General features: G+C 40.7%; 23 protein-coding genes, 2 pseudogenes and 1 other annotated feature. Of the genes and pseudogenes, 18 read left to right on the forward strand and 7 right to left on the reverse strand.

Features of this window, described 5'->3' with window-relative positions; genetic code table 11:
- Positions 1–7 precede the first annotated feature (7 nt).
- Positions 8–724 carry an arginine ABC transporter permease ArtQ gene (gene artQ / locus AACQ83_RS17990; RefSeq protein WP_112878992.1) on the forward strand — a complete coding sequence of 239 codons (717 nt, stop codon included), beginning with the start codon at positions 8–10 and terminating at the stop codon, positions 722–724.
- Complete coding sequence (artM, locus tag AACQ83_RS17995) at positions 724–1,392, forward strand: arginine ABC transporter permease ArtM (protein ID WP_112878993.1); 669 nt, start codon at positions 724–726, stop codon at positions 1,390–1,392. Before artQ ends, artM begins: the two co-directional genes overlap by 1 nt.
- 52 nt (positions 1,393–1,444) lie before the next feature.
- Here artM and rlmC read toward each other — a convergent pair whose 3' ends face one another.
- From rlmC to AACQ83_RS18010, 3 genes are all read right to left on the reverse strand, one after another.
- Positions 1,445–2,578, reverse strand: a complete 1,134-nt coding sequence (gene rlmC, locus AACQ83_RS18000) for a 23S rRNA (uracil(747)-C(5))-methyltransferase RlmC (protein ID WP_112878994.1) — start codon at positions 2,576–2,578, stop codon at positions 1,445–1,447.
- Positions 2,579–2,602: 24 nt separating this feature from the next.
- Complete coding sequence (locus AACQ83_RS18005) at positions 2,603–3,115, reverse strand: YbjN domain-containing protein (RefSeq protein WP_112878995.1); 513 nt, start codon at positions 3,113–3,115, stop codon at positions 2,603–2,605.
- 91 nt (positions 3,116–3,206) lie between these two features.
- Entirely contained in the window at positions 3,207–3,509 is a 303-nt protein-coding gene (locus AACQ83_RS18010; protein ID WP_112878996.1) for a YbjC family protein, read from the reverse strand.
- Between the two features lie 190 nt (positions 3,510–3,699).
- On the opposite strand from AACQ83_RS18010, the gene AACQ83_RS18015 reads away from it, so the two are divergent.
- The 3 genes from AACQ83_RS18015 (at position 3,700) to AACQ83_RS18025 (ending at position 7,436) form a co-directional block, all read left to right on the forward strand.
- Positions 3,700–3,960, forward strand: coding sequence for a GrxA family glutaredoxin (locus AACQ83_RS18015; RefSeq protein ID WP_011145878.1), 261 nt, complete (start codon positions 3,700–3,702; stop codon positions 3,958–3,960).
- Between the two features lie 661 nt (positions 3,961–4,621).
- Positions 4,622–5,230 carry an undecaprenyl-diphosphate phosphatase gene (gene ybjG / locus AACQ83_RS18020; protein ID WP_112879012.1) on the forward strand — a complete coding sequence of 203 codons (609 nt, stop codon included), beginning with the start codon at positions 4,622–4,624 and terminating at the stop codon, positions 5,228–5,230.
- 907 nt (positions 5,231–6,137) lie between these two features.
- Entirely contained in the window at positions 6,138–7,436 is a 1,299-nt protein-coding gene (locus AACQ83_RS18025) for an HAAAP family serine/threonine permease (protein ID WP_112878997.1), read from the forward strand.
- Positions 7,437–7,513: 77 nt separating this feature from the next.
- On the opposite strand, the gene AACQ83_RS18030 is transcribed toward AACQ83_RS18025, so the two are convergent.
- Entirely contained in the window at positions 7,514–8,335 is an 822-nt protein-coding gene (locus AACQ83_RS18030; RefSeq protein WP_112878998.1) for a hypothetical protein, read from the reverse strand.
- A 944-nt stretch (positions 8,336–9,279) separates the two neighbouring features.
- On the opposite strand from AACQ83_RS18030, the gene AACQ83_RS18035 reads away from it, so the two are divergent.
- The 3 genes and pseudogenes from AACQ83_RS18035 to AACQ83_RS18045 all read left to right on the forward strand — a co-directional run.
- The gene (locus AACQ83_RS18035) at positions 9,280–9,594 is read left to right on the forward strand and encodes a Cro/Cl family transcriptional regulator (protein ID WP_112878999.1); all 315 of its coding nucleotides are present in this window, start codon (positions 9,280–9,282) and stop codon (positions 9,592–9,594) included.
- A gap of 1,020 nt (positions 9,595–10,614) precedes the next feature.
- A complete protein-coding gene (locus AACQ83_RS18040) occupies positions 10,615–10,953 on the forward strand; it encodes a hypothetical protein (RefSeq protein ID WP_112879000.1) in 339 nt (112 codons plus the stop codon).
- Positions 10,954–11,553: 600 nt separating this feature from the next.
- Positions 11,554–11,826 (forward strand): annotated as a pseudogene (locus tag AACQ83_RS18045) (helix-turn-helix domain-containing protein); the annotation flags it as partial.
- 238 nt (positions 11,827–12,064) lie between these two features.
- Here AACQ83_RS18045 and AACQ83_RS18050 read toward each other — a convergent pair.
- Positions 12,065–13,270: a serine hydrolase gene (locus AACQ83_RS18050; protein WP_192881042.1), complete on the reverse strand. Its 1,206-nt coding sequence runs from the start codon at positions 13,268–13,270 to the stop codon at positions 12,065–12,067.
- A 180-nt stretch (positions 13,271–13,450) separates the two neighbouring features.
- On the opposite strand from AACQ83_RS18050, the gene AACQ83_RS18055 reads away from it, so the two are divergent.
- Positions 13,451–14,071, forward strand: a complete 621-nt coding sequence (locus tag AACQ83_RS18055; protein ID WP_112879002.1) for a glutathione S-transferase family protein — start codon at positions 13,451–13,453, stop codon at positions 14,069–14,071.
- A 6-nt stretch (positions 14,072–14,077) separates the two neighbouring features.
- On the opposite strand, the gene AACQ83_RS18060 is transcribed toward AACQ83_RS18055, so the two are convergent.
- Positions 14,078–14,905, reverse strand: coding sequence for an SDR family oxidoreductase (locus AACQ83_RS18060; protein ID WP_112879003.1), 828 nt, complete (start codon positions 14,903–14,905; stop codon positions 14,078–14,080).
- Positions 14,906–15,183: 278 nt separating this feature from the next.
- Between AACQ83_RS18060 and hisL the strand changes: the two genes are divergently transcribed.
- The 9 genes and pseudogenes from hisL to hisIE all read left to right on the forward strand — a co-directional run bounded on the left by hisL (position 15,184) and on the right by hisIE (position 22,461).
- Positions 15,184–15,234, forward strand: a complete 51-nt coding sequence (hisL, locus tag AACQ83_RS18065; RefSeq protein ID WP_112879013.1) for a his operon leader peptide — start codon at positions 15,184–15,186, stop codon at positions 15,232–15,234.
- Positions 15,210–15,333: a sequence feature (His leader region), on the forward strand. Its footprint overlaps the gene before it by 25 nt.
- Positions 15,334–15,359: 26 nt before the next feature.
- Positions 15,360–16,259 carry an ATP phosphoribosyltransferase gene (hisG, locus tag AACQ83_RS18070; protein ID WP_112879004.1) on the forward strand — a complete coding sequence of 300 codons (900 nt, stop codon included), beginning with the start codon at positions 15,360–15,362 and terminating at the stop codon, positions 16,257–16,259.
- A gap of 6 nt (positions 16,260–16,265) precedes the next feature.
- Positions 16,266–17,585: pseudogene (gene hisD, locus AACQ83_RS18075) on the forward strand (histidinol dehydrogenase); the annotation flags it as partial.
- Positions 17,586–18,689 carry a histidinol-phosphate transaminase gene (gene hisC / locus AACQ83_RS18080; RefSeq protein ID WP_255566990.1) on the forward strand — a complete coding sequence of 368 codons (1,104 nt, stop codon included), beginning with the start codon at positions 17,586–17,588 and terminating at the stop codon, positions 18,687–18,689.
- On the forward strand, positions 18,689–19,756 hold the full coding sequence (gene hisB, locus AACQ83_RS18085; protein WP_112879005.1) for a bifunctional histidinol-phosphatase/imidazoleglycerol-phosphate dehydratase HisB: 1,068 nt from the start codon (positions 18,689–18,691) through the stop codon (positions 19,754–19,756). The genes hisC and hisB overlap by 1 nt, the downstream gene beginning before the upstream one ends.
- Positions 19,756–20,361: an imidazole glycerol phosphate synthase subunit HisH gene (gene hisH / locus AACQ83_RS18090; RefSeq protein WP_112879006.1), complete on the forward strand. Its 606-nt coding sequence runs from the start codon at positions 19,756–19,758 to the stop codon at positions 20,359–20,361. Before hisB ends, hisH begins: the two co-directional genes overlap by 1 nt.
- A gap of 5 nt (positions 20,362–20,366) precedes the next feature.
- Complete coding sequence (hisA, locus tag AACQ83_RS18095; protein WP_112879007.1) at positions 20,367–21,104, forward strand: 1-(5-phosphoribosyl)-5-[(5-phosphoribosylamino)methylideneamino]imidazole-4-carboxamide isomerase; 738 nt, start codon at positions 20,367–20,369, stop codon at positions 21,102–21,104.
- On the forward strand, positions 21,086–21,862 hold the full coding sequence (hisF, locus tag AACQ83_RS18100) for an imidazole glycerol phosphate synthase subunit HisF (protein WP_112879008.1): 777 nt from the start codon (positions 21,086–21,088) through the stop codon (positions 21,860–21,862). Before hisA ends, hisF begins: the two co-directional genes overlap by 19 nt.
- A complete protein-coding gene (gene hisIE, locus AACQ83_RS18105) occupies positions 21,856–22,461 on the forward strand; it encodes a bifunctional phosphoribosyl-AMP cyclohydrolase/phosphoribosyl-ATP diphosphatase HisIE (protein WP_112879009.1) in 606 nt (201 codons plus the stop codon). Before hisF ends, hisIE begins: the two co-directional genes overlap by 7 nt.
- Before the next feature lie 61 nt (positions 22,462–22,522).
- Here hisIE and AACQ83_RS18110 read toward each other — a convergent pair whose 3' ends face one another.
- The gene (locus AACQ83_RS18110; protein ID WP_112879010.1) at positions 22,523–22,741 is read right to left on the reverse strand and encodes an integrase core domain-containing protein; all 219 of its coding nucleotides are present in this window, start codon (positions 22,739–22,741) and stop codon (positions 22,523–22,525) included.
- Between the last annotated feature and the right edge of the window lie 924 nt (positions 22,742–23,665).

Here is a 23,665-nt window from a genome sequence, read left to right on the forward strand (position 1 = left end):
AATCTCTATGAATGAATTCCAATCTCTAACAAGCGCCGCCTGCATCACCGTCGGCCTTGCCGTGTCTGCATTAGTGCTTGGTCTGATTTTAGCTATGCTATTTGCTGCTTGGGAATCAGCCCGTTGGAAACCCTTCGCCATACTTGGCACCTGTTGGGTCACTCTGTTCAGAGGATTGCCAGAAATTTTGGTCGTGCTATTCGTTTACTTCGGCGCATCACAACTTCTCATGACACTGGCTGATGGCTTTGACATTAATCTTATCTTCTGGCACTCCAGAATTCAGATAGATATTCAAGACTTTTATGTCAGCCCATTCCTTTGTGGTGTCATTGCACTTTCCCTACTCTACTCTGCCTATGCATCCCAGACACTCCGTGGTGCGATAAAAGCCATTCCGGCCGGCCAATGGGAAGCCGGTCAAGCATTAGGTCTTGGTCGCGCTGAAATATTTTTCCGCCTGATCATGCCTCAAATGTGGCGACATGCTCTACCAGGGCTCGGTAACCAATGGTTAGTTTTGTTGAAAGATACCGCGCTGGTATCGCTTATCAGTGTGAATGATCTCATGCAGCAAACCAAAAGTATTGCCACACGCACTCAGGAACCCTTTACCTGGTATATGATTGTGGCGCTTATCTATCTGGCTATCACTCTGATCAGTCAGTTTATTCTGAAAAAAATTGAGATGCATACCACTCGCTTTGATCGGAGCACTCCCTGATGCTTGAGTATATTCAACAAATTTTACCGGGTCTGCAAACCAGTCTGAGCCTGACCGTCACAGCGCTTTTTGTTGCTTTCATGATGTCCGTCTTGTTCACTATGGTTCTGACCATGAAACTGCCAGTACTGACACAACTGGTAAAAACCTACATTACTCTGTTTACCGGTACGCCTTTGTTGGTACAGTTCTTCCTGATTTATTACGGGCCTGGGCAGTTTCCATCCATAAAAGCGTACCCGTGGCTTTGGCAATTACTGTCTGAGCCCTGGCTGTGCGCAATGGTAACGCTAGCGCTTAACAGTGCGGCATATTCTACTCTGCTATTCTATGGCGCAGTAAAGGCCATTCCTGCTGGCCAATGGCAATCCTGTCAAGCATTGGGAATGTCTAAAGCACAATCTATGCGAATCTTGTTGCCCTACGCTTTTAAGCGGGCGTTATCTTCCTATTCCAACGAAGTTGTACTAATTTTCAAGAGTACTTCTCTCGCAAGTACCATTACTTTGCTGGAAGTAATGGGATACAGCCAGCTTCTATTTGGCCGCAATTATGATGTGATGGTTTTTATTGCCGCAGGGGTGATTTATCTATGCGTTAACGGCATCCTGACTTTACTAATGCGGATGATTGAACGCCGTGCACTCGCTTTTGAGCGCCATAACTGAACAGGGTTGGGTGTTCTTACTGGAACCCCATCCCCACACATTCTTTCGTTATTCAATCGTAATTTAACTTCAATAACGTTAAAACTTCGTAATGTTCGGTATGAGGAAACATATCAAACAATTGTGTCTTTTCTATACGATAGTTAACCAGTACAGCAATATCTTTCGCCATTGTCTGAGCATTACAGCTTGAATAAAGAATATAATCCGGCGCCATTTTACTGAGATAATCGCACAACACCTTACCAATTCCCCGGCGAGGTGGGTTTACCAAAACCAATTGCGGAATTTTATCTTTTGCTACAGCAAAATGTGTTGAGTCCAAAGCTTGAAACTCGATGTTTTCCAAACCCAGTGTTTTCGCCGAATCGCGGGCACAATCAATGGCTTCTGAGCTGATTTCAATGCCGGTTAAACAGGTATTTTTATCTGCGCAATGCAGACCAAAACCCCCAACACCACAGAATAGATCCCACATGCTACTGATTTTCAGTTCACGAACCCAACGCCCTGCTGTTGCATACAATTCAGAAGCCATTTTCGGGTTAGTCTGGAAAAAGCTATGTGGACGGATGTAAAGAGGAATGCCATTGAACTGTTCTTTCAGCGCCTTTTGTTCAGTAAACAGAATCTCTTTTTCCCCCTCCAAAATCGCCATATGGATTGGCTGAATATTGGCAGAGATCACCGTAAGCTGTGGCAATCGCTCACACAACCGGGGTAAAGCACGCTCCAGTTGAGCAATTTTTGTTTCAGAACGCAGTACAAAACGTAACATCATTTCACCGCTATGACGGCTTTCTGTCAGCAACAAATATTTCAGTTCACCCCGTTTACGAGCAATGTTATACGGCGTCAAGCCGGCACAAGCAATGAACGATTTAACAACATCGAATACAGGCTGAAAATGCGCTGGATAGAGGGGACAATGACACAGATCAACCGCCGTGCCATCACGATGCAACATGCCTAACAATGGGCGTTCTACACTGCCACTGACGACCATTTTAGCTTTATTACGAAAGGCATCTTGTTGGCTGGCAATTGGAGGTAACCATTGCTTCACAATAGCTTGAGGTAATAACTGCTTTAAATTCTGCTGCTTATCTTCTAACTGCTGAGAATAGGGTTTTTCGAGCCACTGACAAGAGTGACAGTGCCCCGCAGAATAATGCGTACATTGCATGGTTGGATGACCGTGTTGAAAATATTAGTGCAAAGTAAAAGTCGGCACCTTAACAGAAGCTTGTGATTCCTCTTCCTCTTCAATGTCACTCTCGATTTCGATATCACGATTAATATACAACAAATTATTACTGTGAATTTCAAAAATCACCCCCGCAATCTGCTCTTCGCTTTGTTGCAAGAAATGAGAAAACTGGGAAAAAGTCAGCCCGGCTGAAACAAGGAAAGATTGACACACCACCAATTTCGGTAGATTTTCATCCTGAATATCAAGAAAAGCCTTGATTGTCAACGAACTGGCATTAATCTGGCTTAGATTAGCCATCAAAGGAATAATGGCGGTTGGTTTAACTTCAGCCAACGCAGAAAACAAGATTACATTGTCCAACAGATCAATTTTAGCATCAAATAAACCATCAATATTCTGCATATGAGGTAGATGCAGCGCCTGGCATGAATCGCACTCAAAGTAGGAAATTTTGAGCTGATCCAACCACTCACGCAATACTGATAAGTCAGGAATGACAAGTGAACTCATCTAACAACCCCATACAACGGAAAATGAAAAAGCGCTATAGCTTACGAAATAATTCTTTATCGCGCCATCACCAATAACTGATAAATTATTTTTACTTACCGTTATCACTACCTTCTACCTTATTTTTGCTCTCTTTTTTATGATCAACTCCCAAAAAAGAGAGGCCATACACTGCACGCCAAATGATATTAACCGCAGCAGGAACCAAACAACCTATGCCGATGAAAATCATAACAACATGTGCTTCTGGCGTCATTAGTAAATCTGTTAAGATGACAATATCATTAATAGTCAAATATGACAGGATTAAGCATAAAATTCCGACAATTTCTAGCAGGATAACCTGTTTTGGCATATCTGCCAAAGAACTCATATTGCCTTGATGACTTTTCATCGCATCCTCTCTTAACAACCTGATGCTACATTATACTACCGGAAACACTGTTACCAAAATTGGTATGATGAATTAAAACAAAAGGCAATTTCTGCTTTTTTTTACCGATCGATACAGGCATAGTAGCTATCAAATAAGCATGAGTAACGCATCAAACCGCATTATTTTAATATAACCAAGAGGAGTTTATATGTTTACTGTGATTTTCGGTCGTCCTGGCTGCCCGTACTGTGTCCGCGCGAAAGAGCTGGCGGAACGACTGAAAGAGCAGCGTGATGACTTTGACTTCCGTTATGTTGATATTCACGCAGAAGGTATCACTAAAGCTGATCTGGAAAAAACAGTTGGTAAACCCGTAGAAACCGTCCCGCAAATTTTTGTTGATGAGAAACATATCGGTGGCTGCACTGACTTCGAAGCGTACGTAAAAGAACACCAATTGCTACAATAATCGAACTTCCCGTTTTACTTTCGCTGCGGTAAAAACCGCCATTGATTATTCGTCACAATGGACTCGGTTGATTTGTGCAAAAAATGTTATTTTCATCAAATTGAAAAAAATCTGTTTTTTTTCTTATCACGAAGAACTTTTTTGCCAAACCGTAGTCTGAATTAATGCCACTGCTTTTCTTTGATATCCCCATATTGAGGAACCCGATAGTTAATCCATTTTGGTTCAAGACTATCGGGTTTTTTTATTGTCTGAAGAGTATACCGTTCATAAACACATATACCCTATAGATTTCAAGATGCATCGCGACGGCAAGGGAGCGAGTCCTCAGGAGCATAGATAACTATGTGACCGGGGTGAGTGAGTGCAGCCAACAAAGAGGCAACTTGAAAGATGACGGATATAACCGATTCTACAGATGATCAACCTATCAACCACCGATACTATCAACGCGCTGATCTAGATATTATCATCATATATATCAATGAATTGATTAGTTTTTGTCAGGATGACTGCCAGATATTCCCTTGGTGGAAATATAAACCAAAAATAAATAACACCAACAATTAAGATAATTACGCTTTACTCTCAGGTCAGCCAACTTTACCCTCTTGCGTCCGACTGTCGTGATGTACATAAGTGACTATATGTGAGGCCCGATTTGTTAGAACAAATAAATCATGATCTGTTTACCTTTTTCAATGCTACGCCTGAATCATCACCAGCCATGATTGCAATAGCGACGTTTATTGCAAAATACCTGGTTCTTATTTTCCCTCTAATATTGGCTAGTTTCTGGTTCTGGAGTTCAGAGCGTACTCGCCCTTATCATCGGGTTATCGTCAGTAAAACCACCGTTGCCTTCTGTTTTGCTATGCTAACTTCATACTGTATCGGTTTACTCTGCCCTCACGACCGCCCTTTTGCAGAAGGTTTTGGTTATAACTTTCTTCCTCACGCGCCAACAACCTCATTCCCAAGTCATCATGGAACAACCGTCTTCACTTTCGCTTTATCCTTTTTATTCTGGTATAGGATTTGGCCGGGCTTATGCATGATGGCGATTGCACTGGCAATTGCATGGGCCAGAGTCTATTTAGGCGTTCACTGGCCGATGGATATGGTCGGGGCATTTATCGTCAGCCTAATGGGATGCACTTTTGCACAAATAATATGGAGCCTGTCTGGTGAACGTTTACAAAAAAGATTGAACAGTCTGTACCAACATTGCTGCGCTTTTCCTATCCGTAAAGGCTGGATAAAAAGCTAGCAACATAAATGCAACTTAGTGACTTGAGATAAACGAACGCTATTTCAACCAAAGTCTTTTTATTAGAAATTATTGGCTAATTTTACATACCAAAATGGACATGAGTTAACCAGCAGGGTAATATCCTGTACCCTATTTAGCATTTATTTGCGCTTAAATTCAACTCAACGATTTTCATATAAATCAATAAATCTATATAAATCACTATGTAAATAGATATATAACGAAAGAGATTATTAAAACTTGATCAAAGAATGGCTAGCACATCTTTCATTCATATTATTGATGCTATTAATCTATTATTCTGGTTTTATCTATATCTTTCACAAAGATACAAACATTACATAAGAGATATCTATTTTAAAATCTGGTAAAAAAATTGATATTTATCAATTTATTAACCATTTACTCTATTTGCCATTTTCATTCATTAATATGTAAACGAATAGACAAGAAATAACAAAAACATAAGAGAATAATAAGAGTTGAGTCATGGGCAAATTGAGGCTATAATTTGAACTCATTAAAATTTGCAATATTTAGACAACAATTACACTAAATCTCGTAATATGATGGCTTTTCGAGATATATTCCGCATTTGAGACTATGATCACGGTACTATTCACTAAAAATCGCTATCTTGCCGCTATCAAAAGTCTGGTCTTAAAATTTCCAGACTTTCTTTCAAAAAAGAAAGTAAAGCGAAAATTTCGGCTTGTTAATTTAAAGTCCAATTTTCGACCAAGATGTTAATGTGGTAATAAAAACGTTTAAATAAACACCAGAGATATTTGAAAAATTTATTTTTTATAAAGAAAGAGTTAGGCCACATGTATTTGCATTTATTGCATACTTGCGGCATTGTAATTTCATTTTTTAATTTACCGCGTTATTCTCGGAGATAACTATGGATATGACTCAAACAGGTACGATAGCATCGCAGGCGACCAGCCCAAGCGATTATAAAACCTGGCGTAAATCAGATACAGTATGGATGCTTGGCCTATATGGTACTGCGATTGGTGCCGGTGTATTATTCTTACCCATCAATGCCGGTATTGGTGGCCTACTACCTCTTTTGGTGATGGCGCTACTAGCTTTCCCAATGACTTTCTTCGCCCACCGCGGGATGTGTCGTTTCGTTCTATCCGGTAAAAACCCTGGCGAAGATATTACCGAAGTCGTAGAAGAACACTTTGGCAGCCTGGCAGGTAAACTTATCACCCTGCTCTACTTCTTCGCTATCTACCCGATTCTCTTAGTTTACAGCGTTGCTATTACCAACACCGTAGACAGCTTTATTGTTCACCAATTACATCTGCCATCACCCCCCCGTGCCCTGCTGGCTCTGATCCTAATCATTGGTGTAATGACCATCATCCGTTTCGGTGAACAGGCTATTGTTAAGGCAATGAGCGTGCTGGTATTCCCATTTGTTGCCGTTTTGATGCTACTGGCGTTTTATCTGATCCCTAACTGGAATACCGCAATCTTCGAAAACATCAGCGTTTCTGCATCGAGTGCAAGTCATGGGCTGCTCATCACTCTATGGCTAGCGATCCCAGTAATGGTGTTCTCCTTCAACCACTCGCCAATTATCTCGGCGTTTGCTGTGGCAAAACGTGGAGAATATGGTGAAAATGCTGAGAAAAAATGCTCCCGCATTCTGGCTTACGCCCATATCATGATGGTTGTAACCGTGATGTTCTTCGTATTCAGCTGCGTATTGAGCCTGTCTCCAGAAAATCTGGCAGAAGCCAAAGCACAAAATATTTCTATTCTGTCTTATCTGGCTAACCACTTTAATACACCAGTGATTGCCTACATCGCTCCGTTTATTGCATTCATAGCAATTACCAAATCTTTCCTTGGCCATTATCTGGGTGCGCGTGAAGGTTTTAATGGTATCGTGGTTAAGACATTGCGTGACCAAGGTAAAACTATTGAGCCTAAAAAGCTGAATCGTATCACGTCCATTTTCATGTTAGTAACGACTTGGATTGTCGCTACTCTGAATCCAAGTATTTTGGAAATGATCGAAAGATTAGGTGGTCCTATTATCGCAATGTTGCTGTTCCTTATGCCAATGTATGCAATCAGCAAAGTTCCTGCAATGCGCAAATATAGCGGCAAGCTGAGTAATCTGTTTATCGTCTTTATGGGGTTAGTTGCTATCTCTGCTGTCCTCTACTCACTGTTTGCATAATAAATATTTGGTTGCTGTTCTCTTCAAGCGGGCAGCAACCGAATAATGACATGAGCTAGCTAGCGGAAAAATTTAAACTACACGACCCACTTCACCCAATCCCCCTGCTGTTCATCATATTGCCATAAATCGTCTTCGTTGAAATATCCCCGTTCGTCTATTGGTACCTCCTGCTGCTCTTCTTCGTCCCATTGTTGCCACAACTTATCTGTCAGGATATAAGGCGTCTTGGTCGCAATCTCTCCAGTAAAAGGAAACCTATTGCCAGTCTCCTCAAGACGGATAAACTTAGCATCGGTAGAAATATTAGAGATAACTACAGCCTCAGTTGCTGAAGGAAAGAGAATATAACCATTAATCAGTGGGAAATATCGTGGCAAACCCGGCTTATACGGTGGTGGAATGATATCAACGGCGTTCCACATAAGAATATAATCTAACCCCTCATCGTTATTAGGCCCCATTGGATAACCTTGGTAAAAATAACGATTATGAATTGAATAATTATCCGTCAATACATATGCAATATAAAAATAGTAACTAATCAGATCGACTTCTTCTGTTCTAAACGTACCGAATATTGAATGTAAAGGAAATGTTCCCATGCCACCAAGGAGACCAAGAACCTCATACTGTTCATCATGACCATATTGATCAATATATTTCCCCGTCTTGATTTTCGACACCTGCATATCTGTCAAAATATTATCTCGTCCATTACTTGGATTGAATCTATATCGACCATAAAGAAAGTGCAGACTATCCTCATAAATGTAAGTAAATTGCTCCTGATTAAGCTTATGGAGAGGATTAGGTTTATCCGTCCACCGTTTGTCATCACCTAAATTATTGCGATTTCCAAAACGGATAGAAAGCGCTAACGGATCAAGATATGACATATAACCACCTTTTCATCATAGAATAATGAGCCTATACGCCCATTAAAAAACGATAATTATTTTCCCAACAACGGTTTAACACTATATTGTCATGCCAATTTATAACTGCCTCTCCAGTATTACCTTAAATGTGTTACTGCTAAAGCACTATACCCGTTATCTTTCAAGTTGTCTCTTTGTTGGCTGCACTCGCTCACCCCGGTCACATAGTTACCTATGCTCCCGGGGATTCACTCCCTTGCCGTCGCGATCCATCTTGAAATCCATAGGGTATATTTCTAATAACATTAATTTATTGATAAATATAAAATTATTCTAATACAATTTAACCTTAATATTGAAATAGTTAGTGACATTTCTATTTTATACACTATTGAGTTTTTTAAATAATAGACGAACACTTCATAAAGAAAAATTTTTTTTATAAAAAACACATACAATATCTCATTCACATTAATATTTATATAAATTTCAAATAAATAAATTAACCATATTTACTTACAACAATCAAAAATATAATTAAAAATTTTAATTATCAAACTAATCATTCAAAATAAATAAATTTTCAATTATATTTTAATTTAATCTAATTATATACGATATAAAAAATCCCAGTTATTTTATATTTATCACATCAACAATTTATTTTCTATTTTTTAATAAAATGACTCTATATATCAGGCAATTACATTATTTTTTCAAATTTATTTGACAACCTATAAATGGCACCTATAGTTATATGTGTTAGAGAAAATGTTATATGCCAATTAAAAACGTTAACTGTCCTATATTTTTAGCGCAAAAAAAATTTCTTATGTAGATTGCTTTTATAGTAGAAGTACCAACCACCTTATATTTCTCAAACGGACGGTTTTCCGTTCTTTATTCTGAGATAATATAGGCTTATTTATCAATTAATTAAATTATATTTTGGAGTTTATATTATGATTAATGACATGCATCCTTCTTTAATTAAAGATAATAATATAGTAGATGACGTAATGCTACGTAGCTGTAAAATCATTGCAATGAAAGTTATGCCAGACAAAGTTATGCAAGTTATGGTGACTGTATTAATGCATGATGGCACATGTGAAGAAATGCTTTTGAAATGGAATCTGCTAGACAATAGAGGCATGGCGATTTATAAAGTCCTGATGGAAGCGCTTTGCGCTAAGAAAGATGTGAAAATAAGCACCGTAGGAAAAGTTGGTCCTCTCGGCTGCGATTACATTAATTGCGTAGAAATCTCTATGTAAAATAATCGCTTGTTGAAATGCTTGAGCCAAATAATAGATTCCTAATAGAAATTCAATCTTACTGAAGCGATCTCATCAATCGCCAAATACAGTACTGTTGTGATAGGAGTTTGGCAAAACATTTCTCTGGTATAATGAAGCTGACTTTTATAACGGCACATTCTACCCTATCTAAGGCAGAGCGTAATATTAACGTTCTGCCTACCATAGTTAAATTTAATAAAAAAACAAACTCATAAAAATAACAGAAAACAAACTTTCAATAAATTAAAATTAATTAACTTAGTTATCTGTTTTACACAAAAATATCAATATATTATTATTAAAATTTAATTTCACTAAAAAAATTTCTTTCAGAAATTATTCTAATAATAGCACATACTATCCATTCAATCTTTAAAAACAGGGTAGGACAACATCTCTTTATTTCACCCCGTAAATACTTAACAACATACGTAATTACATCAATAATATTTACACATTGTAATTGTTAATAAAATATTATACACTTAGGTATTATTAAATCCAAAATAGATTTAAGTAAATTAATTTCAATGATTGCAATCATATATATCCATGCGAAATACTATAGGATAAGAATAATTTCATAATGTTTTATTTAAATATCAACTAGAAAATTAAAATTTAAATCATTCACCACATACTGCCAGTACGCTTCAATTCCTGCCGCCCCTTCCATACCCATACTCTATTAATAAGAATATCCTGCATAAATAATGCCCACCGGAACAGATTGTAATTTCTCCATTTCAACGGTAGTAAATAAATATCAATATTATTTTTTGATTAGAGTGATGCATTTGATTATTATAACCATTTAGAGGAAATATATTATTGGCGACTTTTTAACAGCATCAATAATTATATAATACAGATAAACTTTTAATATAGATTACAATTACAAATTACCTTATATTTCTTCGGCGGACAAATGACTTCTCCGTACATTTTAGTAAAAATTTCTATTTTTCAATTACGTTAAATTAAAAGGTTAACACGATGAACTATACAAATCCTTCTTCTAATGAAGCGGTAACAGAAAATAAACCTGAACAGACTTCTCCAAACCCTAATTACTATTTCGCTGTTGGTACAGTAACTTCAGTTCAGGCTGCACCTGATCAAAACCAATTGCAAGTGACTGTCACTATGCAATTCCCTAACGGCAAATTTAACTATCTGTTATGGTGGAATGCTCAGGACTACAGAGGTTCAGCACTGTATCATCTTCTTCTGAACGCTTGCAGTAATAACAAACGTGTAAATATAACTTCTTCATCAGCGGTTTCTCCTGGTGGTTACAATTATATCTACAACGCAACATTATTGGCTTCTTAATATAAAGTCATAAATTGCTAAATAGCTCCACCTAATTCCTTATTGTTACAATAGAAATTGAGTGTAGTATTTCTCTGGTAGAACTAAGCTGATGTTGAGTAAAGCTAAAAATATTTTCTACCAGTTACTCCCTTCTCCAGGCAGAACCTTAATCACAAGGTTCTGCCTGTTCTAACAACACCGCTTTAAATTCACGATAATTAATAAATAATATCTTATTTCAATAATGCTATTTCGGTGTCATTAATCTATATTCAATGAATTTAAAAACCATTTCAAATAGAAAATAAAAACTTACAAGAGTAATAAAAAAAACAATAATAGACCTAAAATTAACTCTAATAAATTTATTAATCATATATTTAACACACCCGATAACAACATATTAAAACAATTGTATTAAATCTATTTCTGAACATTGATATTTTAATTTTTTACAAATTAATTTCCTATCTAATATTACCTATAAAATAATAAAAACCCAATTAAACCCCATTTTCTTGACAAATATCAATAACGCTTACTACTATTAATCTGTATTCTATTCAGAAATGGCTATTTAACAGGATTCTCTACTAGCTATGAACTCCGATATGAAGGTATCTTAACGCCCAGTTCGGTGCGGTCCGTTTTGCGTATAACAAGGCGCTGCACATTAAAAAACACGTTTATAAGCGTTACGGCGTAAATTTAAACCCGCGTAAAGACCTAAATCCTTTGCTGGCAGCGGCAAAAAAATCCCGTCAATATGCCTGGCTTAAAGAATATGATTCTATTGCCTTACAGCAGGCTGTGATTAACCTGAATACCGCATTTGATAACTTCTTTAATCCGAAGTTGAAAGCGCGTTTCCCGGCATTTAAAAGTAAGCACGTTTACGGCGGGGAGCAGTCACAACTGAGATCGAATTATGGGCTTACTGGCAAGATAAACCTGATGGTGTCTTGTTATTCAAAGGCCGGTATAACGGATCTGCTATAAAAAATAGCAAATGTTGCTCTCTAGATGGAAAAAAATAAGTGTAAAACGTGCGCGGCAAAATACCGCGCCCTAAATCAGAAAGAATATAAATCCACCCAACCTGCCACATAAACCTTATATTGACGTCAAATCAACCAAAAATCGCCTTAAACCAACCACTAACTTTCATCACAATCAAATCCCAAATACGGCTAAAAAAGTTACCTTCCTCTACCGCCTCTTTAACCACCAAAGGACGTTGTTCAATGACCTTATCCCCTAATTGGAAGTTAATCACACCAACAACCTGATTTTTCGTCAAAGGCGCTGTTAATGGAGTCTGATTTAATGTGTAACTGGCTTTCAGATTTTTTAACTGCCCACGAGGAATAGTGATCGCCGCATCTTTTTCTACGCCGAGAGCAACATCTGAACGCTTGCCATACCAAACCTTTTCTGAAACAAACGGCTCGCTAACTTTAATAGGTGTTACCGTTTCATAAAAACGGAATCCCCATGCAAGTAATTTTTCACTTTCAGCAAAACGAACCCGATCACTTGGTGCGCCTAACACCACAGAAATCAGCCGCATAGATCCCTCTGTCGCTGAAGCAACCAGATTATAACCGGCACCGCTGGTATATCCTGTTTTCACACCATCGACATTCATATTTTTATTCCACAACAATCGGTTACGGTTAAGCTGTTGGATTTTATTGAAGGTAAATGTTTTCTCTTTATGCAGAGCATACTCATCAGGAACATCACGGATCATCGCCTGACTCAATACCGCCATATCACGAGCAGTACTGAATTGGCCTTCAGCATCCAATCCATGAACCGTACGAAAATGGGTGTTAGTCAACCCAAGCGCTTTTGCATAATTGTTCATCAGACTAACAAATACATCCTGACTGCCCGCCACATAATCAGCCAAAGCGATGCTGGCATCATTACCAGATTGAATAACAACACCACGATTCAGATCGATCACTTTTACCCTGTCACCGGGTTTAAGAAACATAAGCGAAGAACCTTTCAGTATGGGATTTCCCGTTGCCCAAGCATCTTTTCCCACAGTAACGACATCTTCCGACGTAATTTTTCCTGCTTTTATCGCCTGACCGACAACATAACTGGTCATAATTTTTGTCAGACTGGCTGGATCAAGCCGCTCATCGGGATTACCCTCAGCCAGAATTTTACCGCTGTCATAATCCATTAACACATAAGCTCTAGCGTCCACGGGTGGAACAACAGGTTCATCCGATGCATAAACACGGGCACTTACCATTGATGCCACTATCAGCACCGCAATCACACATTTCATCGTCATCGCCAGACTTTTCTTCATCATCGTTCCCCTTTACTTAATAAGAAAAAATGTCAAATTCTTATTAATATAAAATGTTGTACGACAAGAAACCAACGTAAACAGTGTAAAGATTGTGCCGATCATGGGTTTTCATTTAACCTGATAGAGGTTATTGGTAACAAATAGACGATTTTCTTATCATCCCGATTCAAGGAGAAGCTCATGCTAACCATTTGGGGCCGTAAAAACTCTTCCAATGTAAAAAAAGTGCTCTGGTGTCTGAAAGAACTCGGTGTACCGTATAATCAAGTAGATATTGGCGGTAAATTTGGCAAACTGGATGACCCGCAATATTTGAAAATGAATCCGAATGGAAAAATCCCTTGTTTACAGGAGGGCGATTTTATTTTGTGGGAATCCAACTCAATTGTTCGTTATCTTGCCGCAAAATTTGGTAAAGATATACTTTATCCACAAGATCTACAGGAAAAAGCGAATGCGGATAAATGGATGGATTGGGTTGGTTCACATCTGTTTCCTTATATCAGACAACTCATGATAGGTTTTATTCGCACACCGGAAGCAGAGCGGGATCAAAAGCAAATAGAACAGACCCTGGCTGAAATCGAGAAACTTATGAAAATGGTTGAGAATACTCTGGCAGAACAGAAATATCTTTCTGGCGATAAATTTGGCATGGCGGATATTGCATTAGGGCCTATGATTTATCCTTGGCTTAATATTCCAATCAAACGTCCATCTCTGCCAAATATTGAACGCTGGTATCAGTTAATGGCAGAAAGACCAGCGTTCAAAGAAATTGTCATGATTGAGTTAAGTTGAGAAAAATCAGCTCATTGGCATCCATCTGGGATCGGGATATTGATACTTAAATCCTAATTCCTGACAAATACGGCTGCCATCAACAATTCTACTTCCCACCTGAGTTTCCTCTCTGGAAAACTCAGGTGGAACTAAATCAAGCTGATTACTGGCCTTAGGGTAAAATTCAACTTTGGTTGGGTGAACAGGCGCACATAAATTATAAATATGCCCACCGTCAGTCCTCTGAATTAATAAATTAATGGCTGAAATAACATCATCCTGATGAACTAAATTGACCGGCTGATTACCCCCTTTAACTCCCTTTTTCCCCGCCAGAAAACGCCCGGCATGACGACCACTGCCTACCAAACCGGCTAAACGCAAAATATCAACAGAAATATTTGGCAGTTTGTGCAACCAATTCTCTAATTCAACCAATGCCTGAGCGGAAAGTGTTTCAGGGCAAAAAGGCGCATCTTCATTGAGATTGCCAGCCACAAAACCATAAACAGAAGTAGAACTGGTGAAAATAATCCTTGGCACAGAGTATGAGAGAGCCGTATCGACAATTAACTGAACTGCCCTAACATAGTTATAACTGCCACCCGCAGTGTGGCTTGCCGGTAAAGTAATAATCATCACATCAGCTACCATCAGTTGCTCTAAATCATCAAGCGCGCAATTGATCTGAGGTTCCAGTTGTAACAAATAACATTCGATACCAGACATACGTGCTGCCTCTACACCATCCGGCGTCGTTTTACTGCCAACAACCTGCATACCACTACGACTCAATGCTTTGGCTAGTGGCATCCCCAACCAACCCAGACCGATAATGGAAACTTTTTTCATCACCACTCCTGCTATGCCTGATATTACTTTGATTATGCAAACAATCCGAACATTAAGCCACTGTTATTATTGATCCTATATTTCTCCCATAGGAGGGAATATTTCAAGTAAAAACAAAACATTATTATGAGATAAATTTATTGTTAAAAAAATAGATTGCTTTTAAGCCGTCAAATCGTATAGGTTGAATAGCAAGCAAAAAATTTAACCTCTGTTGGTCAGTGAATAAAAGTAACCGGCAGTAAACAGTCCGCAATCATAAACAAAGAGAAACCATTATGATCCGCATTCAATTTAGCCATTACCATCATCATCATCATCCTGATTAGTCTTTCAGGCAATTGTGTGCTGGAAGACGTTTAGCGGGTCTTCCGGTGGCATGAATGCGATAAAAACCCTCGGAAGGATCCTTCCGAGGGTTTTTTTATGTTTCCGATTTTAAGTGGGGATGAAAATGTTAGATAAATCACATTTACGTATCGCAATGCAGAAATCAGGCCGATTAAGCGAAGATTCACGAGAATTACTGGCTCGCTGTGGCATTAAAATCAATCTGCAACAACAGCGCCTAATTGCATTCGCAGAAAATATGCCCATTGATATCTTGCGGGTACGCGATGACGATATTCCAGGGTTGGTTATGGATGGCGTTGTCGATCTGGGTATTATCGGTGAAAATGTGCTGGAAGAAGCGCTATTAAGCCGTCGCTCTCAGGGAGAAGATCCTCGTTATTTCACCTTACGCCGCCTTGATTTCGGTACTTGTCGCCTTTCACTGGCCGCGCCTCTAGACTACAACTATACTGGCGTCGAATGTTTACAAAATGCCCGTATCGCAACCTCTTACCCTCACCTACTAAAACGTTATCTCGATCAGAAAAAAATCCACTTTAAATCCTGTCTGCTAAATGGCTCAGTTGAAGTTGCTCCCCGCGCCGGGTTAGCCGATGCCATCTGTGATCTGGTTTCAACTGGCGCAACACTGGAAGCGAATGGTCTGCGGGAAGTAGAAATTATCTACCGTTCCAAGGCCTGTCTTATTCAACGTGATGGAGAAATGCCCGCCGATAAACAGCAATTGATTGAGAAACTGTTGACCCGCATTCAAGGGGTAATTCAGGCCCGTGAATCCAAATACATCATGTTGCACGCACCAAGTGCAAAACTTGAAGAAGTGATTGCTCTGCTACCAGGGGCGGAACGTCCAACGATTTTACCGCTGGCGGGGGATCAGAACCGCGTTGCCATGCATATGGTAAGCAGTGAAACACTGTTTTGGGAAACGATGGAGAAGCTTAAATCCCTTGGCGCCAGCTCCATTTTAGTCTTGCCGATTGAAAAAATGATGGAGTAAACGAAAATGACTGACCGTTTCGATACCCTGATCCATTGGCAGGAATGCCATGATGACCAGCAAAACGCTTTACTAACACGCCCTGCTATTTCAGCTTCCGTAGAAATCTCCCATACAGTGGAACACATTCTGCATGCGGTAAAAGAATATGGCGATCACACTCTGCGTGAATTCAGCCGCCGTTTCGACAAAACGGTTATTAAAAATATCCGTATTTCGCCGGAAAAGATCGCTGCCGCGGAAAACAGCCTGAATGACGACATTAAACAGGCAATGAAACAGGCAATGAATAATATTCGCGTTTTCCACGAAGCTCAGAAGCCTATAAAGATCGAAGTAGAAACCCAACCTGGGGTCTATTGTCAACAAGTAACACGGCCTATCGATTCTGTCGGGCTCTATATCCCCGGAGGTTCTGCACCATTACTTTCTACCGTTTTGATGCTCGGAATACCTGCTCAAATAGCGGGTTGCCATAAAGTTGTACTTTGTTCCCCGCCACCGATTGCCAATGAAATTCTCTATGCAGCCACACTGTGTGGAATTACGGAAATATTCCAGATTGGTGGTGCTCAAGCCATTGCCGCTATGGCATTTGGAACAGAATCCGTACCCAAAGTAGATAAAATCTTTGGTCCAGGTAACGCTTATGTCACTGAGGCCAAAAGACAAGTTAGTCAGCGCGTAGATGGTGCCGCCATCGATATGCCTGCCGGCCCATCGGAACTGCTTATTATCGCCGATGCGGGAGCAAACCCCATCTTTGTGGCTGCCGATTTACTCTCACAAGCAGAACATGGTCCTGACTCACAAGTGATATTGGTTACACCTGATGAAGCGTTAGCCAGAAAAGTGATAGCGGAAATCGAAAAACAGCTTACCCTGCTTTCCCGCAATCAAATTGCCACCAAGGCATTAGCGCACAGCCGAATTATTGTGACAACAAGCCTGCAACAGTGTGTGAAAATCAGCAACCGCTATGGCCCAGAGCACCTGATTATTCAAACTCGTCAACCAGAACAACTGGTTGAAAAAATCACTAGCGCCGGTTCCATTTTTCTCGGTGACTGGTCGCCGGAATCTGCGGGAGATTACGCATCAGGAACCAATCACGTATTACCAACTTATGGCTACACCTCAACCTATTCCAGCCTTGGTCTGGCAGATTTCTTAAAGCGTATGACAATTCAACAACTGACGCCGCAAGGGCTGCTGAACCTATCTCAGACCATTGAAACACTGGCGCAAGCAGAACAACTGACCGCTCATAAAAACGCTGTCACTTTACGTGTGGCGGCGCTGAATATTGCCGGTCAAGGAGTGAATATGAATAACATTTTTGACGCCAACCGGTTGGCACGAGAAAATATCCGCAAATTAACCCCTTATATGTCTGCTCGTCGCCTTGGCGGCAAAGGTGATGTTTGGTTAAACGCCAATGAATACCCACTAGCACCTGATTTCCAATGCACTCAGCAAACATTGAACCGCTATCCTGACTGCCAGCCCGCCTCGGTTATCCGCCGTTATGCCGCCTATGCCGGTTTACAACCCGAGCAAGTATTAGCCTGTCGTGGTGCTGATGAATCCATTGAACTTCTAATCCGCGTATTTTGTGAACCCGGACAAGATGTGGTTCTGTTTTGCCCTCCGACTTATGGTATGTACAGTGTCAGCGCTGAAGCTTTTGGTGTCGAACAAAAGAAAATTGCTGCACTAGAAAATTGGCAACTGGATATCGAAGCGATCGAAAATAACCTTGACCGGGTAAAATTGATCTATATCTGTAGCCCTAATAACCCAACAGGAAACTCAATTAATCCTGATTCATTGCGTAAAATTCTGGAACTGACCGCCAATCGCGCAATTGTCACTATCGATGAAGCCTATATTGAATTTTGCCCGGAAAATAGTATCGCAGGCTGGCTAAAAAACTATCCAAATTTAGTCATTTTGCGAACCCTCTCGAAAGCTTTTGCTTTAGCCGGTCTGCGCTGTGGATTTACTCTCGCATCTGTGGATATCATCACTCTGTTGTTAAAAGTGATTGCACCTTACCCGCTTTCCACTCCTGTTGCAGATATTGCAGCACAGGCACTGACAGCAGAAGGCATCGCAATTATGCAAAAACGTGTCGTTGAGATCAGGGAAAACCGCAATGACTTACAACAGGCGCTGAATAAATTAGCCATCGTTGAAAAAGTATTCCCCAGTGAAACCAACTATATATTGGTGAAATTCTATGACGCAGAAACTGTTTTCAGAACATTATGGCATCAGGGCATCATCCTGCGCGACCAGCGCAAACAGCCCGGTTTAGAGGGTTGCCTGCGGATCACCATCGGCAGCCGTAAAGAGTGTGAGCGAGTGGTTGAAGCCATCAGCGCCCTTTCCACTGTAAATGAACAACCAAAGGAGACAGCAAACTGATGAACCAGAAACTCCTTTTTATTGATCGGGATGGTACACTGATCACTGAACCGCCAACAGATTTTCAAGTTGATCGTCTGGATAAACTGGTACTGGAAACCGAGGTTATTCCTGCTCTGCTTGCCCTGCAAAAATCGGGGTTCAAACTGATTATGATCACCAATCAGGATGGTCTTGGCACAGATAGTTTTCCATTAGAACAATTTGAACCGCCACATAACCTGATGATGCAGATTTTCAATTCTCAAGGTATCCATTTTGATGAAGTTTTAATCTGCCCTCACAAACCAGAAGAGAACTGTCATTGCCGTAAGCCAAAAATAAAACTAGTGGAAAAATATCTGGCAGAAAGCATGATGGATACCGCTAACAGCTATGTGATTGGTGACCGGGAAACCGATCTGCAACTGGCAAAAAATATGGGCATTCAGGGGTTACGTTATCATCCGAAAAACCTTAGCTGGTCCGCCATCAGCGAACGACTAACCCGTCAAGACCGTCACGCTCATGTTCAACGTGTCACTAAAGAGACATCCATCAACATTGACGTTTGGCTTGATCATGAAGGTGGCAGCGATATCAATACCGGTGTCGGGTTCTTTGACCATATGTTGGATCAAATTGCTACTCACGGTGGTTTCCGCATGCATGTTCAGGTTAAAGGCGATCTCTGTATTGATGATCACCACACCGTTGAGGATACCGGTCTGGCATTAGGGGAAGCATTGAAACTGGCTTTAGGAGATAAACGGGGTATCTGCCGTTTTGGTTTTGTGTTGCCAATGGATGAATGCCTTGCCCGCTGTGCTCTCGATATCTCCGGTCGCCCTCATCTGGAATATAAAGCTGAATTCAAACACCAGCGGGTAGGTGATCTGAGTACTGAAATGATTGAGCACTTCTTTCGTTCACTCTCTTATGCAATGGCCTGTACACTGCATCTGAAAACGAAAGGCAGCAACGATCATCACAGAGCAGAGAGCCTGTTTAAAGCTTTTGGCCGAACACTACGTCAGGCGATTCGGGTAGAAGGCGATACATTGCCTAGTTCCAAAGGAGTTCTGTGATGAAAGTCGTCATTCTCGATACTGGCTGCGCTAACTTGTCATCGGTAGCTTATGCTATCCGAAAATTAGGTTATCAACCTGAAATCAGTCAGGAAGTAGCAACGATCCTGGCAGCAGATAAATTACTTTTGCCTGGCGTCGGCACTGCCAGTGCTGCAATGGATCAATTGAAACAACGGGAACTTATATCGTTAATTAAAGTACTCAGCCAACCTGTGTTAGGTATTTGCCTTGGCATGCAGCTATTCGCTGCCACCAGCGAAGAAAGCGATAATGTTACAGGTGATAATATCTCCCTACTCGAAGTTATTGCTTCCCCCGTCCAAAAAATGGCTAATCACGGGCTTCCATTGCCACACATGGGCTGGAATCAAGTTCTGCCAAAAGCCGGACACCCGCTATTCCGTGGTATTGAAGACAATGCCTATTTTTATTTTGTCCATAGCTACGCGATCCCACTGAATGCCTACACCATTGCGCAAACTGAATATGGCAATACTTTCAGCAGCGCAATCGCCAAAGATAACTTCTTTGGCGTGCAGTTTCACCCTGAACGTTCCGGTGCTGCCGGAGCCAGACTATTAAAGAATTTTCTGGAGATGTAAGCACAATGATCATACCCGCATTAGATTTGATTGATGGCAAAGTAGTACGGTTACATCAGGGGGATTATGCTCGGCAACGGGATTATCAACACGATCCTCTGTCCCACTTCCAACAATATGAACAACAGGGAGCAAAACGGCTTCATCTGGTCGATCTAACCGGCGCTAAAGATCCATCCGCCCGCCAGATCCCTCTACTGCGCAAATTACTTGCCGCGGTTTCTATACCTGTTCAGGTTGGCGGCGGCATCCGTACAGAAGAAGATGTGAAAACATTGCTTGATGCAGGCGCCAACCGAATAGTGCTCGGCTCTATCGCCATAAAGCAACCGGCACTAGTTACCCAATGGTTTAAACGTTATGGCGCGGAAAATATTGTGCTGGCGCTGGATGTCCGTATCAATGATACCGGCATAAAACAGGTTGCCATTAATGGCTGGCAGGAGAATTCCTCTGTCACTCTGGAACAGGTTATTGAGCAATATCTGCCTTGCGGGTTGAAATATGTACTGTGTACAGATATCTCCCGCGACGGCACTCTCATCGGCTCAAATGTCGAATTATATCGGGCAATTTGCCAATGTTATCCACTAATCGCGTTTCAGGCTTCGGGGGGCATCGGCACGTTAAATGATATCGCTTCTCTGCCTGCCAGCGGTGTAGCCGGGGTTATTATTGGTCGCGCATTACTTGATGAGAAATTTACCCTGACGGAGGCAATTCAATGCTGGCAAAACGCATAATCCCTTGCCTTGATGTTCGTGACGGGCAAGTAGTTAAAGGCATTCAATTTCGTCATCACGAAATTATCGGCGATATTGTGCCACTCGCTCAACGTTATGCAACAGAAGGCGCAGATGAACTGGTTTTCTACGATATCACTGCTTCATCTGATGGACGGGTAGTCGATAAAAGTTGGGTTGCCAAAGTTGCGGAAGTGATCGATATTCCTTTTTGCGTTGCCGGTGGCATTAAAACCGTCGAAGATGCAGGGCAAATTCTCTCATTTGGGGCAGATAAAATCTCTATCAACTCCCCTGCACTGGCCGATCCAACCTTAATTACCCGTCTGGCCGACCGTTATGGCGTTCAATGCATTGTCGTAGGGATTGACACTTGGTTTGATGAAGGCACTGGTCGCTATCAAGTTTATCAGTTTACCGGTGACGAAAAACGCACAACAGCCACCCAATGGCAAACCCTCAATTGGGTAAAAGAAGCGCAACGACGTGGCGCAGGTGAAATCGTACTCAATATGATGAATCAGGATGGTGTCCGCAATGGCTACGATCTGACTCAACTAAAACAGGTACGGGACGTTTGTCACGTTCCTCTCATTGCCTCTGGCGGCGCAGGCGCACCAGAACACTTTCTTGATGCCTTTAAACAGGCAAATGTCGATGGTGCATTAGCAGCATCTGTATTCCATAAACAGATTATTAATATTGGTGAATTAAAACAGTACCTTTCACAACACGGCGTGGAGATAAGAACTTGCTGACCGCACAACAAATCGAAAAACTGGATTGGGAAAAAGTCGCTTATATGATGCCGGTTATTGTGCAACATGCTATATCCGGCGATGTCCTAATGATGGGCTATATGAATAAAGAAGCACTGAATGTCACTATCAGTTCAGGTAAAATCACCTTGTTTTCCCGCAGTAAACAACGTCTATGGACTAAAGGTGAAAACTCCGGCCATTTTCTTAATTTGGTCAATATCTATCCTGATTGTGACAATGATGCCCTGTTAGCACTCGCAGATCCAATTGGTCCTACCTGCCACTTTGGTACATACAGTTGCTTTGCTCCGGCACAAACTGAATGGGGATTTCTCTATCAGCTTGAAAAATTACTGGCAAGTCGCAAAACAGCCGACCCTGACCACTCATATACAGCGAAGTTATATGCCAGCGGTACTAAACGAATCGCTCAGAAAGTAGGTGAAGAAGGGTTGGAAACTGCTTTGGCAGCGGCAGTTAATAATAAAGAGGAACTAACGAATGAAGCAGCAGATCTGATGTATCACCTAATGGTTCTACTACAGGATCAAGAGCTGGATCTTAGCTGTGTTATTCGTCGATTACGACAAAGATGAGTCAGGGGTCTGGTTGATTTCAGATCCTGAGCGATCTCTGACTTCGACAGACAGAGCATTTTTACGTTTTCATTTTTTCGACAAGAATCTCATTAGGCGTTTTACCTTTCAAGTCACCGTGTGGTCTGTAATAGTTGTAAAACGCCCCCCATTCAGCCAATTTGGCTGCTAAATCTACGTCCTCTTTAAATATGCATAATTGGTAAAACTCTTGTTTATCGGTGAGATGGGAATGTTCAACTTTCCCATTCAGATTGAGACTAACTGGTCTGAGATACACATGTTCAAGCCCGGCCCTAAGTCTTCACAATGCCAATGGAGTTTAGACTGAAACTCATGATCATTACCCGTACGGATCATTTTGATTCTGAAAGGAAATTTTTAGACGACATAATTAATAAAATCAATGGCACATGCTTAGTTATGTTTTTTATAGACTTTTAGTACCCCAATACGCATTACATCATCAATGGTTGTGCATTGGAATCTGCGTACCTTATTTCCATTCTTATCTTTGAAATTGAGGCTCTGTGAGGGCCTATTCAGGCCGTAACGATATAGAACACTGTAGATTCCTGATAGGGAGACTTTCAAGCCATGATATCGAGCTAAGCAACAAACTATTTTGTCAAAAAAAATGTACAGCATAAAATTTCACCTTATATAATATGTAAAACAAGAAAAACAGGGTTTCCGGGCACGGTTTGCCATTAATTGACCCTTTTTCTAACTTCCTGTTCTATTTTCCTGTTCATATTAACCTCAACTAACACATATCAAATATACATAAAACTGTCAGTCTAAGTCTAAAAAGTCATAAGGGTATTTCTTCAAATCCACTCCATCCATTGGAATAAGGATATTCATTGAATTATTCAATCTTTAAGCTTCCTATAATCAGAGTATTTAGTACCTCATAGATTCCACAATAGAACTTATAGCCACGGTAGGAATTTTAGAACTATTGTTTAGTGTCCATATTGTTTTCGATTACTGTACTTATAATTAAAACTTAACCTTGAGTGCCCTTACAATTGCGTCATTATCATCTTGATTACGTGACTGCTCCCCGCCGTAAAGAGGGTGTCGCAAAAGGTCGGCATTGAAAATAACCCCACAGAAATTTATTGCCTGTTATTGGGACTGGCAACCCATGACAGGCTAAAAATAGCCCATAATATCAGGGCAACTGCCCTTGATAAGT

The organism is Photorhabdus sp. S10-54 (assembly GCF_963878145.1).
GTDB lineage: Bacteria > Pseudomonadota > Gammaproteobacteria > Enterobacterales > Enterobacteriaceae > Photorhabdus > Photorhabdus kayaii.

Bases quoted from the DNA above. Each gene is read 5' to 3' on its own strand.
- artQ (WP_112878992.1), top strand. From the start codon at position 8: ATGAATGAATTCCAATCTCTAACAAGCGCCGCCTGCATCACCGTCGGC.
- artM (WP_112878993.1), top strand. From the start codon at position 724: ATGCTTGAGTATATTCAACAAATTTTACCGGGTCTGCAAACCAGTCTG.
- rlmC (WP_112878994.1), bottom strand. From the start codon at position 2,578: ATGCAATGTACGCATTATTCTGCGGGGCACTGTCACTCTTGTCAGTGG.
- AACQ83_RS18005 (WP_112878995.1), bottom strand. From the start codon at position 3,115: ATGAGTTCACTTGTCATTCCTGACTTATCAGTATTGCGTGAGTGGTTG.
- AACQ83_RS18010 (WP_112878996.1), bottom strand. From the start codon at position 3,509: ATGAAAAGTCATCAAGGCAATATGAGTTCTTTGGCAGATATGCCAAAA.
- AACQ83_RS18015 (WP_011145878.1), top strand. From the start codon at position 3,700: ATGTTTACTGTGATTTTCGGTCGTCCTGGCTGCCCGTACTGTGTCCGC.
- AACQ83_RS18025 (WP_112878997.1), top strand. From the start codon at position 6,138: ATGGATATGACTCAAACAGGTACGATAGCATCGCAGGCGACCAGCCCA.
- AACQ83_RS18030 (WP_112878998.1), bottom strand. From the start codon at position 8,335: ATGTCATATCTTGATCCGTTAGCGCTTTCTATCCGTTTTGGAAATCGC.
- AACQ83_RS18035 (WP_112878999.1), top strand. From the start codon at position 9,280: ATGATTAATGACATGCATCCTTCTTTAATTAAAGATAATAATATAGTA.
- AACQ83_RS18040 (WP_112879000.1), top strand. From the start codon at position 10,615: ATGAACTATACAAATCCTTCTTCTAATGAAGCGGTAACAGAAAATAAA.
- AACQ83_RS18050 (WP_192881042.1), bottom strand. From the start codon at position 13,270: ATGATGAAGAAAAGTCTGGCGATGACGATGAAATGTGTGATTGCGGTG.
- AACQ83_RS18055 (WP_112879002.1), top strand. From the start codon at position 13,451: ATGCTAACCATTTGGGGCCGTAAAAACTCTTCCAATGTAAAAAAAGTG.
- AACQ83_RS18060 (WP_112879003.1), bottom strand. From the start codon at position 14,905: ATGAAAAAAGTTTCCATTATCGGTCTGGGTTGGTTGGGGATGCCACTA.
- hisG (WP_112879004.1), top strand. From the start codon at position 15,360: ATGTTAGATAAATCACATTTACGTATCGCAATGCAGAAATCAGGCCGA.
- hisC (WP_255566990.1), top strand. From the start codon at position 17,586: ATGAATAACATTTTTGACGCCAACCGGTTGGCACGAGAAAATATCCGC.
- hisB (WP_112879005.1), top strand. From the start codon at position 18,689: ATGAACCAGAAACTCCTTTTTATTGATCGGGATGGTACACTGATCACT.
- hisH (WP_112879006.1), top strand. From the start codon at position 19,756: ATGAAAGTCGTCATTCTCGATACTGGCTGCGCTAACTTGTCATCGGTA.
- hisA (WP_112879007.1), top strand. From the start codon at position 20,367: ATGATCATACCCGCATTAGATTTGATTGATGGCAAAGTAGTACGGTTA.
- hisF (WP_112879008.1), top strand. From the start codon at position 21,086: ATGCTGGCAAAACGCATAATCCCTTGCCTTGATGTTCGTGACGGGCAA.